Source organism: Actinomadura rubrobrunea NBRC 15275 (assembly GCF_001552235.1).
Lineage (GTDB): Bacteria > Actinomycetota > Actinomycetes > Streptosporangiales > Streptosporangiaceae > Spirillospora > Spirillospora viridilutea.
On sequence record NZ_BCQU01000013.1, the window covers coordinates 46,614 to 62,316 of the forward strand.

The 15,703-nt window shown below is 73.7% G+C and carries 14 protein-coding genes; 6 read left to right on the forward strand and 8 right to left on the reverse strand.

Going from position 1 to position 15,703, the window contains the following annotated elements; translation table 11 throughout:
- Positions 1-38: 38 nt before the first annotated feature.
- On the forward strand, positions 39-1,322 hold the full coding sequence (gene aceA, locus AR3_RS06070) for an isocitrate lyase (protein ID WP_067909719.1): 1,284 nt from the start codon (positions 39-41) through the stop codon (positions 1,320-1,322).
- Positions 1,323-1,747: 425 nt separating this feature from the next.
- On the forward strand, positions 1,748-2,488 hold the full coding sequence (locus AR3_RS06075; protein WP_067909722.1) for a DUF7873 family protein: 741 nt from the start codon (positions 1,748-1,750) through the stop codon (positions 2,486-2,488).
- Positions 2,489-3,143: 655 nt separating this feature from the next.
- Here the strand turns inward: AR3_RS06075 and AR3_RS06080 are convergent.
- Positions 3,144-3,590, reverse strand: coding sequence for a hypothetical protein (locus AR3_RS06080; RefSeq protein WP_067909725.1), 447 nt, complete (start codon positions 3,588-3,590; stop codon positions 3,144-3,146).
- A 251-nt stretch (positions 3,591-3,841) separates the two neighbouring features.
- Between AR3_RS06080 and AR3_RS06085 the strand changes: the two genes are divergently transcribed.
- The 3 genes from AR3_RS06085 to AR3_RS06095 all read left to right on the forward strand — a co-directional run bounded on the left by AR3_RS06085 (position 3,842) and on the right by AR3_RS06095 (position 6,851).
- Positions 3,842-5,248 (forward strand): aldehyde dehydrogenase family protein, encoded by a 1,407-nt coding sequence (locus AR3_RS06085; RefSeq protein WP_067909728.1) that lies wholly within the window; start codon positions 3,842-3,844, stop codon positions 5,246-5,248.
- A gap of 193 nt (positions 5,249-5,441) precedes the next feature.
- Positions 5,442-6,191, forward strand: coding sequence for a hypothetical protein (locus AR3_RS06090; protein ID WP_067909731.1), 750 nt, complete (start codon positions 5,442-5,444; stop codon positions 6,189-6,191).
- 126 nt (positions 6,192-6,317) lie between these two features.
- Positions 6,318-6,851, forward strand: coding sequence for a hypothetical protein (locus AR3_RS06095; protein ID WP_067909835.1), 534 nt, complete (start codon positions 6,318-6,320; stop codon positions 6,849-6,851).
- A gap of 37 nt (positions 6,852-6,888) precedes the next feature.
- On the opposite strand, the gene AR3_RS06100 is transcribed toward AR3_RS06095, so the two are convergent.
- The 3 genes from AR3_RS06100 to AR3_RS06110 form a co-directional block, all read right to left on the reverse strand.
- Positions 6,889-7,221, reverse strand: a complete 333-nt coding sequence (locus AR3_RS06100; protein WP_067909734.1) for a DMT family transporter — start codon at positions 7,219-7,221, stop codon at positions 6,889-6,891.
- 74 nt (positions 7,222-7,295) lie between these two features.
- The gene (locus AR3_RS06105; RefSeq protein WP_217998469.1) at positions 7,296-8,159 is read right to left on the reverse strand and encodes an LLM class flavin-dependent oxidoreductase; all 864 of its coding nucleotides are present in this window, start codon (positions 8,157-8,159) and stop codon (positions 7,296-7,298) included.
- Between the two features lie 26 nt (positions 8,160-8,185).
- Positions 8,186-9,367 carry an RsbRD N-terminal domain-containing protein gene (locus AR3_RS06110; protein ID WP_067909738.1) on the reverse strand — a complete coding sequence of 394 codons (1,182 nt, stop codon included), beginning with the start codon at positions 9,365-9,367 and terminating at the stop codon, positions 8,186-8,188.
- A 189-nt stretch (positions 9,368-9,556) separates the two neighbouring features.
- Between AR3_RS06110 and AR3_RS06115 the strand changes: the two genes are divergently transcribed.
- On the forward strand, positions 9,557-10,354 hold the full coding sequence (locus AR3_RS06115; RefSeq protein WP_083950996.1) for a class II aldolase/adducin family protein: 798 nt from the start codon (positions 9,557-9,559) through the stop codon (positions 10,352-10,354).
- A gap of 165 nt (positions 10,355-10,519) precedes the next feature.
- On the opposite strand, the gene AR3_RS06120 is transcribed toward AR3_RS06115, so the two are convergent.
- From AR3_RS06120 to AR3_RS06135, 4 genes are all read right to left on the reverse strand, one after another.
- On the reverse strand, positions 10,520-11,110 hold the full coding sequence (locus AR3_RS06120) for a hypothetical protein (protein WP_067909741.1): 591 nt from the start codon (positions 11,108-11,110) through the stop codon (positions 10,520-10,522).
- Complete coding sequence (locus tag AR3_RS06125) at positions 11,107-12,372, reverse strand: hypothetical protein (RefSeq protein WP_067909744.1); 1,266 nt, start codon at positions 12,370-12,372, stop codon at positions 11,107-11,109. Before AR3_RS06125 ends, AR3_RS06120 begins: the two co-directional genes overlap by 4 nt.
- Positions 12,373-12,519: 147 nt before the next feature.
- Positions 12,520-14,001 (reverse strand): ATP-binding protein, encoded by a 1,482-nt coding sequence (locus AR3_RS06130; protein WP_067909746.1) that lies wholly within the window; start codon positions 13,999-14,001, stop codon positions 12,520-12,522.
- Complete coding sequence (locus AR3_RS06135) at positions 13,998-15,644, reverse strand: NAD(P)/FAD-dependent oxidoreductase (protein WP_227023369.1); 1,647 nt, start codon at positions 15,642-15,644, stop codon at positions 13,998-14,000. Before AR3_RS06135 ends, AR3_RS06130 begins: the two co-directional genes overlap by 4 nt.
- Positions 15,645-15,703 lie beyond the last annotated feature (59 nt).

The window sequence follows — 15,703 nt, forward strand, 5'->3', positions numbered from 1 at the left end:
AGGCAAGCACCCAGGGGACGACACAGAAGGGCAAGATCATGAGCAACAGTCGCCTCAAGGGCGCAGCCGAGGAGCTCCAGCGCAGGTGGGAGACCGACGAACGGTGGAAGGGCGTCGAGCGCACCTACACCGCCGAGGACGTGATCCGGCTGCGCGGCTCGATCCGCGAGGAGCACACCCTGGCCCGCCTCGGCGCCGAGCGCCTGTGGAAGCTGCTGCACGAGGAGGACTACGTCAACGCCCTCGGCGCGCTCACCGGCATGCAGGCCGTCCAGCAGGTCAAGGCGGGCCTGAAGGCGATCTACCTGTCCGGCTGGCAGGTCGCCGCCGACGCCAACCTGGCCGGGCAGACCTACCCCGACCAGAGCATCTACCCGGCCAACTCGGTGCCCGCCGTGGTCCGCCGGATCAACAACGCGCTGCTGCGCGCCGACCAGGTGCAGTGGTCGGAGGGCTCGGGCGACGTGCACTACCTGGCCCCGATCGTGGCGGACGCCGAGGCCGGCTTCGGCGGCGTGCTCAACGCCTTCGAGCTGATGAAGGGCATGATCGCCGCCGGCGCCGCGGGCGTGCACTGGGAGGACCAGCTGGCCTCCGAGAAGAAGTGCGGCCACCTGGGCGGCAAGGTGCTGGTCCCGACCTCCCAGCACATCAAGACGCTCAACACCGCCCGCCTGGCCGCCGACATCGAGGACGTCCCCACCCTGATCATCGCGCGGACCGACGCCGAGGCCGCGACCCTGATCACCACGGACGTCGACGAGCGCGACCGCGAGTTCCTCACCGGCGAGCGCACCGCCGAGGGGTTCTACCGCGTCCGCAACGGCATCGAGCCGTGCATCGCCCGCGCCAAGGCCTACGCGCCGTACTGCGACCTGATCTGGATGGAGACCGGCACGCCCGACCTGGAGCAGGCCCGCGCGTTCGCCGAGGCGGTCAAGGCCGAGTTCCCCGACAAGATGCTCGCCTACAACTGCTCGCCCTCGTTCAACTGGAAGAAGCACCTGGACGACGCCACCATCGCCAAGTTCCAGCGCGAGCTCGGCCACATGGGCTACAAGTTCCAGTTCATCACGCTGGCGGGCTTCCACGCGCTCAACTACAGCATGTTCGACCTGGCCCACGGCTACGCCCGCGAGGGCATGACCGCCTACGTCGACCTGCAGGAGCGCGAGTTCGCCGCGGTCGACCGGGGCTTCACCGCCGTCAAGCACCAGCGCGAGGCCGGCACCGGCTACTTCGACCTGGTCACCACGGCCATCAACCCGGACGCCTCCACCACCGCCCTGAAGGGCTCGACCGAGGAGCAGCAGTTCCACTGACGGGCCGTCGCGGGAGCGGCCCCGCGTCCCCGTCAGCCGGCCAGGCGGTTCCCCGCTCGCGCACCTCCACTGCGCGTCCACCTGGCCTCCTCGGGATCCTTGCTCGCCCCTGGGATCCCGCCTCGCAGGTCCTCAGTCCTTGTAAGGCTCACCGCTGAGGACAGGGTCGGCTCCGCCGGCACCGGAAGGCCCCTCCGCCCTACACCCGGAGGGGCCTTCTCATGTCCACTCGTGTTTTCGCGCAGCCGGAACCCGGCGGACGGGCTCACGTTTTTCGACATTCACCTAGAACAACGCCGAGACGGGGCGGGCCGGCACCGGTTCCAGCGCCAGATGCGGAATGCACCCGGAAAATGGAGTGCGTCCGCATTCCTCGACCAGTACCGTGACACTCGATCACGAACGGGGAGAGGTGAAAGCGTCCCATGGCGAGGCTCAACCAGATCATCGCCGTGGAGAAGGGCGTCAAGTCGCGTACGCAGCGCGAGCTGACCGACGCCTGCCACGAGCTGCAGAAGCCCGCGCTGCTGACCGGAATTTCGCGCACCTACCGGCCGCGCGACGAGGAGGGCGAGACGCTGCCGCCCGAGTCGACCAAGGTGAAGGTCAAGGCCGAGAACGTGCTGCGCGAGGCGGCCCGGTCGCTGACCCGGCTGTTCGACGTCGTCGCCACCAAGGACTGGGCCAACTGCGCGGCCCGCGCGGACGTCGTGGTCGACGGGCGGACGATCCTGTCGGACGTGCCGGTGACGTACCTGCTGTTCCTGGAGAAGCAGCTCGGCGACCTGCACACGCTGATCGACCGCCTGCCGGTGCTGGACGCCGCCGAGACCTGGACGTTCGACGAGGGCCAGGACGTGTGGCGCAGCGAGCCGGTGGAGACCGCGCGCACCAAGAAGGTGCCCCGCAGCCACGTGCTGTACGAGGCGACCGACAAGCACCCGGCGCAGGTGGAGATGTACCACGAGGACGTCGTCGTGGGCACGTGGACGAAGGTGTCGTTCTCCGGGGCGATGCCCGCGCGGCGCGTCAACGAGCTGCGCGACCGGGTGGAGCGCCTGCAGGCGGCGGTCAAGTACGCCCGCGAGGAGGCCAACAGCATCGAGGTCACCGACCGCAAGGTGGGCGACGCGGTGTTCGCCTACCTGCTCGGCCGTGACGACTAAAGGCTCCCCCGCTGGAGCACGGGGGCGCGCCCGGGGGAACCCGGGCGCGAAGCTGAGGATGAGGCTCAGTCTGAATTCCTTGCGGTGACAGCGGAGGTTCGATCCCTCCCCCGGGCACTTCTGGCCCGGGTAGCCCAACCGGAAGAGGCGGCCGCATTTCACGCTCAGACTATCGCTCCAGACTCAGCACACTCCGCTCATCGCCGGCTCGAAGGGAACGGGCGGCAATTCCGAGGTGCCAGTTCGACTCTGGTCCGCGGCTCTCGTGCTGCGGTAGCTCAATGGAAGAGCGCGGAAAATCAGGACTGATCCGTTCCCTTGAACACCGCCGGCGGGCGCACTCGAGCGGAACCGCCAGGGCCCCGGGGAATGGGCAATCCCCGGGGCCCGCCCGCACGTGCGGACAATTCCATGGAACGGATAGATGATCACGTGCTGTGCGCTGGCCGGTCTCGCTTTTCCTCCGCCCGGCGCTGCCGTCGCCCGGGGTGGAGGCGGTGCAGATGGACAGCGCGCGGCGGTGTCTGCGACTCCGGCGCAGCGATCGGGCGGCGGTGGCGGTCATCGAGCGGCACGACGTGCTCGACGTCAGGGAGGCGGTGACCACCCGCCTATGCGGCGGTCCTGGGAGGAGCGCACCGCCGGGCGGCTGCCGTCAGTACGGCGGGAGGTCGTCGTCGGGGTCGCCCGACCAGCGGCGCGGCGCCCAGGCGGGGGCGAGCAGGGCGAACCCGATCATCGCGTACAGGCCCGAGCCGAGCAGGGCCCGCAGGCCGACGTCCAGCTCCCCCGCCGGCGGGACGCGGTCCGGCAGGTCGAGGGCGCGTCCGGGGTCGACGAGGAAGTACGCCGTCAGGGCGAGCAGCGCCAGCGCCGGGACGAGCGACACCAGCGGCGAGGCCCAGCGCGCCACGATGAAGACGCCTATCACCAGGCCCACCGCGGCCAGCAGGGCGAAGGCCCCGTGGATGCGGGTGCGGTCGGTGATCTCCTGCCCGACCGCGTCGAACGACTGGACCGCCTGCGCGTACCCCCACGCCGTCCCGTACAGCAGCGCGGGGGTGAGCAGGACGCCGAACAGCGATCCGAACGCATGACGCACCGCACATCACATCCTTCGGACGGCCCGGGGGGCGGGCCGGGGCAACGTCGGTAGCGCACCATCACATCACGCGCATCTCACGTCACGGCGCATGATTGCGCATATTGCTCTCATCAAGGGCTGAACCCTCGCATGCGCCGACCGTGCGAGCATCCGCCCTCCAGGCTCCGCACCGCGTTCAGGTCTGGTCCTCCTCGCGGCGGAGACGAAATACTGAATCTCATTCGGTATCGCGCCAGGGAGGAACCAGGGTGTCCGACTACACCATGACCATCGACGGCGAGGCCGTCCGCGCACCGGACACGTTCGGGGTGATCAACCCCGCCACGGGCGAGGTGGCCGCGCAGGCCCCGGACTGCACCCGCGAGCAGCTCGACCGGGCGATGGCCGCCGCGCGGGCCGCGCTGCCGGCGTGGCGCCGCGACGAGGCCGCCCGCCGCAAGGCCCTCCAGACGGCCGCGGACCTGCTGTTCGCCCAGTCGGAGGAGATCGGCCGGATCATCACCCTGGAGCAGGGCAAGCCGCTCAAGGACGCGACCACCGAGGTGGTCGGCGCGGGCGTGTGGCTGAAGTACTTCGCCGACCTGGAGATCCCCCGGGAGGTGATCCAGGACGACGACAGGGCGCTGGTCGAGGTGGTGCGCCGGCCGGTGGGCGTGGTCGCGGCGATCACCCCGTGGAACTTCCCGCTGCTGCTGGCGGTGTGGAAGCTGGCGCCCGCCCTGCTGGCCGGGAACACCGTGGTCCTCAAGCCCTCGCCGTTCACCCCGCTGTCCAGCCTGCGGCTCGGCGAGGTCCTGCGGGACGTCCTGCCGCCCGGGGTGCTCAACGTGGTGTCCGGCGGCGACGAGCTCGGCGCCTGGATGACCGCGCACGAGACGCCACGCAAGATCAGCTTCACCGGCAGCGTGGCCACCGGCAAGCGGGTGGCGGCGGCCGCCGCGCCCGACCTCAAGCGGGTCACCCTGGAGCTGGGCGGCAACGACCCGGCGATCCTGCTGGACGACGTCGACCCCGCCGCCGTCGCCGACCGGCTGTTCGGCGCGGCGTTCGCCAACAACGGCCAGGTCTGCTCGGCGATCAAGCGCGTGTACGCGCCGGAGAGCATCTACGACGAGGTGGTGGAGGCGCTGGCGGACAGGGCGCGCGCCGCCAAGGTCGGCGACGGCATGAGCGAGGGCGTCCAGTACGGGCCGATCAACAACGCGCCGCAGTACGAGCGGGTGAAGGAGCTGGTCGCGGACGCGCTGTCCGGCGGAGCGCGCGCCGCGGCGGGCGGCGGCCCGATCGACGGGCCCGGGTACTTCTTCCGGCCCACCATCCTGGCCGACGTGTCCGACGGCACCCGCATCGTGGACGAGGAGCAGTTCGGCCCGGCGCTCCCGGTCGTCAAGTACCGCGACCTCGACGAGGCCGTCGCCCGCGCGAACGGCACGCACTTCGGCCTGTCCGGCTCGGTGTGGGGCGCCGACGCCGACCGCGCCGCCGACGTGGCGGCCCGCCTCGAATGCGGCACCGCCTGGGTCAACACGCACCTGGCGCTCGCCCCCCACCAGCCGTTCGGCGGGTTCAAGTGGAGCGGCGTGGGCGTGGAGAACGGCCCGTGGGGCCTGTACGGGTTCACGGAGATCCAGGTGATCCACCGCGCCAAGCGCTGATCCGCGGCGCGCTCCGTGCGCCGAGGCCCTCGGCGCGTCCGAGGGCCTCGGGCCGTTCTCCCGCGCTTGGGCGGGAGGAAAGGAACCGGGCGGGAAAAAGTGACCTTTCAACTACTGGCACGGCCCTGACCGGATGCGAGACTCTCTGCCCGGGACGCCGACACCGCACGGAGCCGACCGCTGGGAGGGATGCATGCAGACGTGGGACGTCATGCGCCAGGACGACGACGGCGGGGAGTCCTGCGTCGCCACGCACGACTCGCGGATAGCCGCCCTCGCGCAGGTCCTCGTCCTGCAGTGCCGTGCGCCGCGCGGGCGGACCTACCGGGTCTGCGGGCCGTCCGAGCCGGCCGTCCGCACCAACCGCGACCTGTACCTGCACTTCCTGCACCTGGGGCAGGAGGCGCGCGCGGCGTCCTGGTCGCTGTCGGCGTTCCTGCGGTCGCTGTGGAAGGTCAGCGGCCCGCTGAGCGACCGCGAGTCCCTCGCGCCCGACGACGTCGCGGCCATGTTCTCCGCGGCCTCCACCGCCCCGCCGCCGGACTTCGTCCCCGCGTGGAGCACCGAGGACCTGTCGCTGCCGGGCGACGAACCGCGCGACCACGCCGACTGGGAGCGCGTCATCCTGTCGCAGATCGCCGACCTGCAGGACTTCCTCGCCGCCCCGCCCGGGCCCCACGCCCGCTTCGGCGTCGACGCGCCGCGCCCGCCGGGCAGCGGACCCCGCGCCACCCCGGCCCGCTGGTACAACTTCGACCCGGCGACCTACCTCGAGTGCGCCGTCGCCGGGAGCCTCGGCGGATGGGACGCCGCGGACGGCGCCCGCGTCCCGCTGCCCACGCTCTCCGGCGAGGCGCCGACACGCTCGTACGTGCGTCCGCTCACCTCCATGACCTGGGGGGACCTGGCCCGTATCGCGGTCTGCGGCCAGATGTACGAGTAGTCCGCCGCGAGCGGTCGGCCGGCGGCGGGGCTGGACGCGGCCGTTCCTGACCGCCGCCGGTGCATGCCTTGACCGAGCGGGGTTTACGGCGGCGCGTCCCGGGGTGACGATCGAACTGTGCGCCTGATGCTGCTCGGGGTCGGCACGGCGGCGTCGCCGAGGTTCGCGCCCGCCGGGCTGCTCCTCGAGTACGGGCACACGCGCGTCGGGTTCGACGGCGGCCCCGGGTCGGAACCGCCGGAGACCGTCCAGGCGTGGCTGGTGCGCAGCCGGGAAGGCGCCCTGCACTCCGAGCTGCGCCGGATCGCCGACGAGTGCGGCATGCCGGAGCCGGCCGTCGCCTCGTTCCGGCACGGAGCGCTGCACGTCGAGCCGCTTCCGCTCCCTGGGGAGGCGCCCGTCGGCTACCGGATCACGGCGGGCCGCCATCTCGCCGTGTGGGCGCCCGAATCGCGGGGCCTGCCGGTCTGGGCCGAGGAGGCCGACCTGGTCTTCGCCGGCACGTCCGAGATGCGCCGGACCATCGAGGCCGCGCGGCGCCTCCGGGTGCGCAGGCTGGTGTTCGCCCTCCTGGACGAGGACGCCTGCGCGGCGATGGACGCCGGCAAGGACCCGCCCTTCGGCGAATGGGGCCAGGAAGGCGGCCGGTACCGCCTGTGACCCCGCCGCGGTCGTCCGGAGGCGTGCCGCGCCCGGGTCACCGGCCGTGGCCCACGCCTCCGCCGAGGGTCATCACCACCACGCCGGCCACCACGATCGCGGCGCCCAAGACCGTCACCGGACGCACCGGCTCGCCGTAGAACACCACGCCGCCCGCGAACGCGCCGACGGTGCCGAGCGCGGACCAGATCGCGTACACCGGGCCGACGTTCAGCGACATCAGCGCCTTCGCCAGCAGCCCGAAGGAGATCAGGTACCCGGCGACGACCACGGCCGTGGGCCCGAGGCGCGACAGCCCCTCCGACGCGCGCAGCGACAGCGTCGCCGTGATCTCCGCGATGATGGCCAGTCCCAGCAGCACGTACGGCATGGATCCCACCTTCCGCTCGCCTGCGCGGCGGGGCTCCGCCGAGCCCGCCGTCCCTCCGCCCGCCATCCCATCAGTCAGGCCGAGCGGGCGGCGACGGCTTCGAACACCCTCATGTCGGCGTCCCACTCGGTGCCCGGCCGGGGCCAGTGCACGGCGATGTCGGTGACGCCCATCTCGGCGTAGGTCCCGGCGAGGTCGGCGAACGCCTCGACCGACTCCAGCCAGGGCTCGCCGGAGAAGCCGGTCAGCAGCAGGCGCCGCACGTCGGCGGGGTCGCGTCCCTCGGCGGCGCACGCCTCGTCCAGGCGGGCGAGCCGGTCGCGCACGGCGGCGCGCGGGTCGTCGGCGCCGCCCGCGACGGTGACCCACATCGCGCCGTACCGGGCGGCGAGGCGCATGCCGCGCGGGCCGTCGCCGGCGATGGCGAACGGCACCCGGGGCCGCTGGACGCAGCCGGGCGCGGTCCGCACCTCCCGGGCCGAGTAGTACGCGCCCGTGAACGTGGTCTCCGGGCCGCGCAGCAGCAGGTCGAGCAGCCGCACCCACTCCTCGAACCGGGCGGCGCGCTCGCGCGGCGACCAGTCGGGGCCGCCGAGGATGCCGGCGTCGGACGTGCGGGCGCCGCCGCCCGCGCCGATGCCGACGGTGAGCCGCCCGCCGCTGATGTGGTCGATCGTCTTGATCGCGTGCGCGGCGGGCACGGGATGGCGGAAGTTCGGCGAGGTGACGAGCGTGCCGATCCGCATGCGGGAGGTGACGGCGGCGGCCGCCGCCAGCGTGGTGTACGCGTCGTGCCACGGGGTCGCGCCGCGCCACGCGACGTGGTCGTACACCCAGGCGGTCGCGAATCCGAGCTCCTCGGCGCGGCGCCAGGCCTCCCCCTCCCGCGGCCACGACTCCGTCGGCCACATCACCGTGCTGATCTGCGGTGCCGTCACCTGCGCTCCCTCCGGTCCGGACATGATCATGTCATGCCGTCGCCGGCGTCCCGCGGGCGGGCGGCCGACAGCCAGGCGCGCAGCGCCCACCACCACTGCGCGGTCCGCTCGACCGCCGCGCCGTCCGCCGGGTCGGCGGCCGAGCCCGGCGGCGTCCGGCCGGTCAGCTCGTGCAGGCGCCGCAGCCGGTACTTGACGGTGTTGCCGTGGACGTGCAGGGCCTCGGCGGCGGGCTCGATGCGGGCGCCGTGGTCGAGGTAGGCGAGCGCGGTCCGGGCCAGCTCCCGGTGGAACGGGTCGGCGGGGTCCAGAGGGCCGAGCAGCCGGTCGGCCAGCAGGCTCCCCAGCCGCGGCTCGGCCTCGGTCGCCGTGAGCAGGGCCAGGTCGGTGAGCGCGCGCAGGCCGGTGAGCCCGGCGGCCCGTCCGGCGCGCAGCGCGCGGCGGCCCAGCTCGTACAGCTCGGACACCCGGGACGGCCGCGCCGGCGGAGCGGCCACCAGCAGCGGCCCGTCGGGCGGCAGGTCCGCCGCGTGCGGGAGGCGGGCGACCAGAGCGGCCAGCCGCCCGTCGACCAGCCCGCACAGGGCGGGGCCGCGGGCGGTCAGCGCGGCCTCCAGCCGTTGCGCGACGGCGGGGTCGCTGACGTCGCTGACGACGCAGTGGTACGCGGCGCCCTGTTCCAGCGGCGGGGGCGGGACGGCGGGCTCGCCGTGCAGCAGCTGCCGCAGCGCCTGGACGCGGCGCTCCCGGGCGGTGCGCGCCATCTCCAGCTCGGTGACGCGGTGGGCGTGCACCATGCGGTGCACCAGCACCGTGGTGATCTCGTCGATGCGGGTGACGCCGTCCAGCAGCACCTCGGGCGGAACGCCGAGGGCGCGGCCGGTGTCGACCATCGTCCGCAGCACGTGCGAGCGGCCCGCCTGGAACCCGTCGAGGAACGCGGCCACGGGGACGCCCTGGCGGGCCCGGTCGGAGCCGAGGCGCTCGGCCGCCGCCAGCGCCTCCTCCCCCGGCTCGCCGCCGTCGAACAGCGCGGCCCCCACGCCGTCGATCAGGGCGCGCACGTGCCGCCGGGTCTCCTCCTCGGGGAGCGCGGCGACCAGGGGCGAGCGGCGGCGGGCCGCCCGCACCGTCGCCTCCAGCACCTCGGGGCTGCGGGTGCGATCGGCCAGCATCCGCAGCAGCCGGTCCGCCTCCGCCTTGTCCATGGTCAGCCACCCCGTTCCGCGGGCCGCCCCGGCGCCGTTTCGGCTCTGTGCGGGCTCTGTGTGTGGGCTCTGTGTGTGGGCTCTGTCCGGCACGGACAATGATGCCCGCCGGGATTGGGCCGTCCAACCCTAGGCGGGCGCGGAGCCGGTGCGCTTTGGTGGCCGCAGACAAGCGCAAGGAGTCAGCCCGTGTCCGAGAGCGACGAGTTCCTGGAGAAGCTGCCGCCGCAGGATCTGATCTTCCGCCTGCCGCCGACCTTCGACAACGTCGAGGACGAGCGCCGCCACCGCAAGGAGCGGCTGGCCGCGGCGCTGCGCCTGTTCGGCAAGTTCGGCTTCGAGGAGGGCGTGGCCGGGCACATCACGGCCCGCGACCCCGAGTACCCGGACCACTTCTGGGTCAACCCGTTCGGGATGTCGTTCAAGCACGTCAAGGTCAGCGACCTGATCCTGGTGAACCACGAGGGCAAGGTGGTCGAGGGCCGCTACCCGGTCAACGAGGCGGCGTTCGCCATCCACTCCCAGATCCACCAGGCGCGTCCCGACGTGGTGTCCGCGGCGCACAGCCACTCGGTGTACGGGCGGGCGCTGTCGGCGCTCGGCCAGAAGCTGGAGCCGATCACGCAGGACGTGTGCGCCTTCTACCAGGACCACGGCCTGTTCGACGACTACACCGGCGTGGTCACCAGCGTGGAGGAGGGCAAGCGCATCGCCGCCGCGCTCGGCGACAACAAGGCGGTGATCCTGCGCAACCACGGGCTGCTCACCGTCGGCGACAGCGTGGACGCGGCGGCCTGGTGGTTCATCACCATGGAGCGCTCGTGCCAGGTGCAGCTGCTGGCCAAGGCGGCGGGCGAGGTCGTGCCGATCGAGCACGAGAACGCGGTGCTGACCCACCAGCAGATCGGCAACGACCTGGTCGGCTGGATCAACTACCAGCCGCTCTACGACCAGATCACCCGGGAGCAGCCTGACCTGTTCGACTGACGCGCCGCGGACGGCGCGCTCTTTCGGACGTTCCCCCGAGACGAGCCGTTCCCCACGGGTCGCGTTGTCTCCCCCCGGCGCGGCCCCGGTACGGGCCGGACTCGGCGGCGATTCGCCGCGCCCCCGCCGGGTCCGGCCCGTCGACGTCCATGGGGCCGGGGTCCGCTAGCTTCGGGCGCGGACGGTTTCGGCGAACGTCCGCACCAGCTCGGCGAGCTCGGTCTCCTCGTCGCGGCGCGCCAGGATCGGATCGGCCAGTTCCGGCCGCACCGCCGACAGCTCCTCGACCGCGAACAGCAGGGCGCGGCGCACCTGCCGCTCGGGGTGGGCGGCCAGCCGTTCCACCACCCGCCGGTAGCGCGGGTCCTCGGGGCGGCGCTCGCCGTTCGCCCGCGCCGCCGTCGCCAGCCGGTCGAGCCCGCGGATCAGCTCGCGCGGCGCGGGCGCGGGCTCGGCCAGCAGCCCGGCGAGGATCTCCTCGACCGGCACGGTCGGCAGCACGGCCGCCACCGCGGCGAACGCCTCCTCGGCGGACCCGGCGTCCGGGCCCGTGACGCACACGAACCGGGTGCCGCGCACGGGCGATTCGGCGTAGACGACCCGCGTGCCGCCGCCGGCGTCCCAGACCTCGCGTTCCGGCTCGGCGAATCCCGCGGGTTCGGCGGCCGTGCGGGTCCAGCCGCGCGCGGCGGCGAGCGCGGCCAGCGCACCGCGGTCGGCGTGGTCGGCGAGCACCGCGCCGCGTTCGACGCTCACGGTCCGTCCTCCCCGTCCCGGTCGTCCCACGTCTCCACCGCGTTCCCGGCCGCGTCCACCATGACGGGCCCGTCGCCGAAGTAGTCGCCGAACGCGTTGAAGGCGTCCTCTTCCGGCCGGTCGAGGCGCTCTTCGATCCGCGCCAGCAGGTCCGGGTCGGTCTCGGTGAGCGCGAGCTCCTGCAGCAGCCACCGGTGGTTGTACCACCCGGCGATCTCCACGAGGCGGCGGCGCAGCTCCGGCTCGGGCCGGTCGGCGTACTCGCCGAGCCGCAGCGTGCGGCGCAGGTCGCCGTGCCACAGCGCGGCCCGGATGCGCAGCGCGCCGGCGACGTGCGCGTCGACGTCCAGCTCGTCGGGGTCGACCAGGTCGTCCTCGCCGCAGTAGTCGAACCCGGTCAGCGCGCCCACCACGTCCAGGGGGAGGTCGACCGGGAAGCTCTCCTCGTGCTCTTCGTTGAGCCGCCGCACCACCGCTTGGTGCGGCTTGGGCGACGGCCGGTACCGCACCGCCGCGCACACGATGTCCCGCGTGTGGATCTCGAAGGACAGGTAGGACCGCGAGTGCAGCGTCCGCCACGTCATCGACGGGACGCGGCCGAGCCGCTGCCGCTTGCGGCCGCTGTCGCGGTCGGCGGCGAGCATGTCCAGAGGAGCGGCGAGCCCCGCGTCGTCGGGCAGCGGGTCGTCCAGGTGGGCGCTGCCCCACGACTGCGGCTCGACGAACTGAACGAGCGTGAAGTAACGGTCCAGGTCCGGTCCGTTGATCTCGACGAACGTCCCTTCGTGGACGTCGGGCACCAGCACCTCGTAACGGAAGCCGAGGAAGCCGCGGGCGAAGGAGGTCAGGTCGGCGCGCCGGAGTGCCGGACGTGGGAACACGCCCTCCAGGGCCTCGGCGACGCCGTCCGCGGTCGGCTCCACGGGGATCCACAGCCACGCCGGATAGAAGGAGCCGAGCGCGCACCACAGCCGGTCGGGCTCGGACGGGTCGAGGTACCAGGCGGCCTCGACCTCGTAGCCCGTGCCGCGCCGTGCCGCCGCGGGGCCGGTGCCGACCAGCGCCTTGCCCTCGCGCAGGCGCAGGTCGTCGTCGTCCAGGTGCTCGACGCTCATGGTGCCGGACGCGTCGTGAACCCGTTCGTCGCCGTCGCCGAGCTCGTCGGCGGGCTCCCAGTGGTCGGGGGCGCGCCAGTCGATGCCGAGCCGCTCCCCGACCGGGTCGCCGGTGAGGGCAGCCCACCATGCGGGGGGTTGCTTCATGGTCGTGGGGTGTTCCTTCCGGGAGCAGTCCCGTGCGGAGGAGCGACACCTCCCCCGTTCGGATGATCACCGTGAACCTATCGATTCGCGGTCCCCGCCGCCGGACGATCCGCCGACCCGGGCCCGGCGACGCGGGTGCGCGGCGCGTCAACCGGGCGCGGCCGCCCCCTCCTCGGCGTCGGCCGCGTCGACGGCGGCCGGCTCGGTCAGGGGCAGCAGCACCTGGACGCGGGTGTCGCCCGGCCGCGACTCGACCCGGATGTCGCCGCGGTGCCGGTCGACGACGATCCGCCAGGAGATGTCCAGGCCGAGGCCGGTGCCCTCGCCGACCGGCTTGGTGGTGAAGAACGGGGTGAAGATCCGCGGCAGGTTCTCCTCCGGGATGCCCGGGCCGGTGTCGCCGATCTCCACCAGGGCGTGGTCGCCGCGCCGGGCGGTGCGGACGGTGAGGACGCCCGCGTCGCCCATGGCGTCCAGCGCGTTGACGATCAGGTTCGTCCACACCTGGTTCAGCTCGGCGGCGTACACGGGGACCGGCGGCAGGTCGGGCGCGAAGTCCTTCACCACCCGCACCCCCGGCGGGACCTTGCGTTTCAGCATGACCAGCGTGCTCTTCAGCAGCTCCCGCAGGTCGACGCGCCGGTAGGGGGCGCGGTCGAGCTGGGAGTACTGCTTGGCCGAGTCCAGCAGCGCGGTCATGCGGCCGGTGGCGTCGGCCAGCTCGGCCTGCAGCTGCGCCACCTCCAGCATTTCGGCGAGCCAGCGCGCGGCGACCGGCAGCTGCGCCCCCGCCACGGGGGCGACCTGCTCGATCTCCGCCACGCCGAGGCCGGCGGCCACCAGGCCGGGCGACAGCTCCCACGCGTCCTCGACGCCGTGCCCCTCCAGCCAGTCGGCCAGCTCGTCCTCGGCGTCGCTGACCTCCAGCGGGTCGCGCCCGGGCTCGGCCGCCTCGCCGGCGCCCCGGCCGCGCAGCCGCTCGTGCAGCGACACCAGGTCGGCCAGGCGCCGGCAGTCCACGCCCGCCGCGGCCAGCTCCGCCAGGCGCCGGTGGCCGCCGGCGAGCCGGTCGCCGAGCTCGGCGCTGGCGCGCGCCGCGGCCACGCCCAGGTTGTTGAGCTCGTGGGTCAGCCCGGCGGTGATCGTGCCGAGGGCGGTGAGGCGCTCGCGCTGGTCGACGAGGCGGCGCATGTGGTCGGTGCCGAAGAAGACGCCCTCCAGCAGGTGCGTGGCCATCGGGAACCAGTCGCGCACCGCCTTGCCGAACTTGCGGGCGGGCAGCGCGAACACCGTCGTGGGCCGTCGGCCGGCCCGCAGCGTGTGCCGGTACCGCTGGTCGATGCGGTCGCCCAGGTACGCCTGGACGGCGCCGCCGTACAGGCCGGGACGGTCGCCGCGGGTCATCTCGACCTGGTCGCCGCCGCGCACCGCCGTCGTCATCACCAGCTCGCCGTCGAGCAGCACGTACAGGAACTCGGCGGCGTCGCCCTCCGCGCAGATCACCTCCCCGCGCGCGTGCTCGCGGACGCTGCCGTGCTCGGCCAGCCAGGCCAGCTTCTCGTCGTCCAGCCCTTCGAACAGGAACAGCCCGCGCAGCCGTTCGGGCGGGATCTCGGCGGTGTCGGTCATGCCTGCTCCAGGTAGCGGTGGACCAGCGCGACGGCCATGGCGCCGTCGCCGACCGCCGAGGCGACCCGCTTCATCGAGGCCGCGCGCACGTCCCCGGCGGCGAACACCCCCGGGAGGCTGGTCTCCAGGTGGTAGGGCTGGCGGTCGGCGGTCCAGTCCGCGGGGCGGCGCCCGCCCGCGACCAGGTCGGGCCCGGTGAGGACGAACCCGCGCGGGTCGCGTTCGACCACGCCGTCCAGCCAGTCGGTGCGCGGCTCGGCGCCGATGAACACGAACAGCCGCTGCGCGTCCGCCCGCCGCTCGCCCAGCGGCCCCTTGAGCGTGAGGCCCTCCAGGTGGGCGGAGCCGTGGGCGGCGCCGACCACGGTGCGGGTGTGCACCTGGATGTTGGGGATCTCGGCGATCTGCCGGATCAGGTAGTGCGACATCGACCGTTCCAACCCGTCGGCGCGCGCCACCAGGTGGACGCACCGGGCGTACCGGGACAGGTTCACCGCGGCCTGTCCGGCGGAGTTGGCGCCGCCGACCACGTACACCTCTTCCCCCCGGCAGCCGGGGATCTCGGCCATCGCCGCGCCGTAGTACACGCCCACGCCGACCAGAGCGTCCAGCCCGGGCACGTCCAGGCGGCGGTAGGACACGCCGGTCGCCAGGATCACCGCGTGCGCGGAGATCTCGGCGCCGCCGGCCTGCCGCACCACCCTGGCCCGGCCGCGCGCCTCCAGCCCGGCCGCCTCCGCCGTGGTGATCAGCTCGGCGCCGAACCGCTCGGCCTGGCGGCGCGCCCGGTCCGCCAGCTGCGCCCCGGACACCCCGTCGGGGAAGCCCAGGTAGTTCTCGATGCGGGAGCTCTGCCCGGCCTGCCCGCCGGAGGCGTGCCGTTCGACGAGGACGGTGCGCAGCCCCTCCGACGCCCCATAGACCGCCGCGCCGAGCCCGGCCGGGCCGCCGCCCACCACGATCAGGTCGTAGAACTCAGCGGCCGGGGCGGTGGGCAGGCCCACGGCGGCGGCCAGCTCGGCGTCGGTGGGCGCCGACAGGGCGGTGCCGTCGGCCGTCACCACCAGCGGCAGCTCGGGGTCGCCCGCCGCCCGGGCCAGCTCGGCGCCCTCGGGCGCGGTGTCCAGCAGCCACGTGTAGGAGACCTGGTTGCGGGCGAGGAAGTCGCGGACCTCGTAGGAGCGCGCCGACCAGCGGTGCCCCACCACGCGCAGCTCGGCGCTCTCCCGGCGCGGGGTGCGCCGCCAGGCGTCCAGCTGCGCGTCGATCACCGGGTAGAACTTCTCCTCCGGCGGGTTCCACGGCTTGAGCAGGTAGTGGTCGAGGTCCACCACGTTGATCGCGCGGATCGCGGCCTCGGTGTCGGCGTAGGCGGTCAGCAGCACCCGCCGGGCGTAGGGGTAGACGTCCATGGCCTGCTCCAGGAACTCCACCCCGGTCATCCCGGGCATCCGGTGGTCGGCCACCAGCACCGCGGCGTCGTCGCCGCGCAGCTTCAGCTCGCGCAGCGCCTCCAGCGCCTGGGCCCCGGACTCGGCGCGCACGATCCGGTACGTCCCGGCGTAGCGGCGCCGCAGGTCGCGCGCGACCGCCCGGGACACGCCCGGGTCGTCGTCGACCGTCATGATCACGGGTTTGGCCACGGCGCCGTCCCCTCGCTCTCCCTCTCCGGGCGACGTACGGCGCCCTTGCCGCACTCTCA

What these genes read in the sequence shown, in the direction of transcription:
- aceA (WP_067909719.1), top strand. Translation starts at nt 39, where the DNA reads ATGAGCAACAGTCGCCTCAAGGGCGCAGCCGAGGAGCTCCAGCGCAGG.
- AR3_RS06075 (WP_067909722.1), top strand. Translation starts at nt 1,748, where the DNA reads ATGGCGAGGCTCAACCAGATCATCGCCGTGGAGAAGGGCGTCAAGTCG.
- AR3_RS06090 (WP_067909731.1), top strand. Translation starts at nt 5,442, where the DNA reads ATGCAGACGTGGGACGTCATGCGCCAGGACGACGACGGCGGGGAGTCC.
- AR3_RS06095 (WP_067909835.1), top strand. Translation starts at nt 6,318, where the DNA reads ATGCTGCTCGGGGTCGGCACGGCGGCGTCGCCGAGGTTCGCGCCCGCC.
- AR3_RS06100 (WP_067909734.1), bottom strand. Translation starts at nt 7,221, where the DNA reads ATGCCGTACGTGCTGCTGGGACTGGCCATCATCGCGGAGATCACGGCG.
- AR3_RS06110 (WP_067909738.1), bottom strand. Translation starts at nt 9,367, where the DNA reads ATGGACAAGGCGGAGGCGGACCGGCTGCTGCGGATGCTGGCCGATCGC.
- AR3_RS06125 (WP_067909744.1), bottom strand. Translation starts at nt 12,372, where the DNA reads ATGAAGCAACCCCCCGCATGGTGGGCTGCCCTCACCGGCGACCCGGTC.
- AR3_RS06130 (WP_067909746.1), bottom strand. Translation starts at nt 14,001, where the DNA reads ATGACCGACACCGCCGAGATCCCGCCCGAACGGCTGCGCGGGCTGTTC.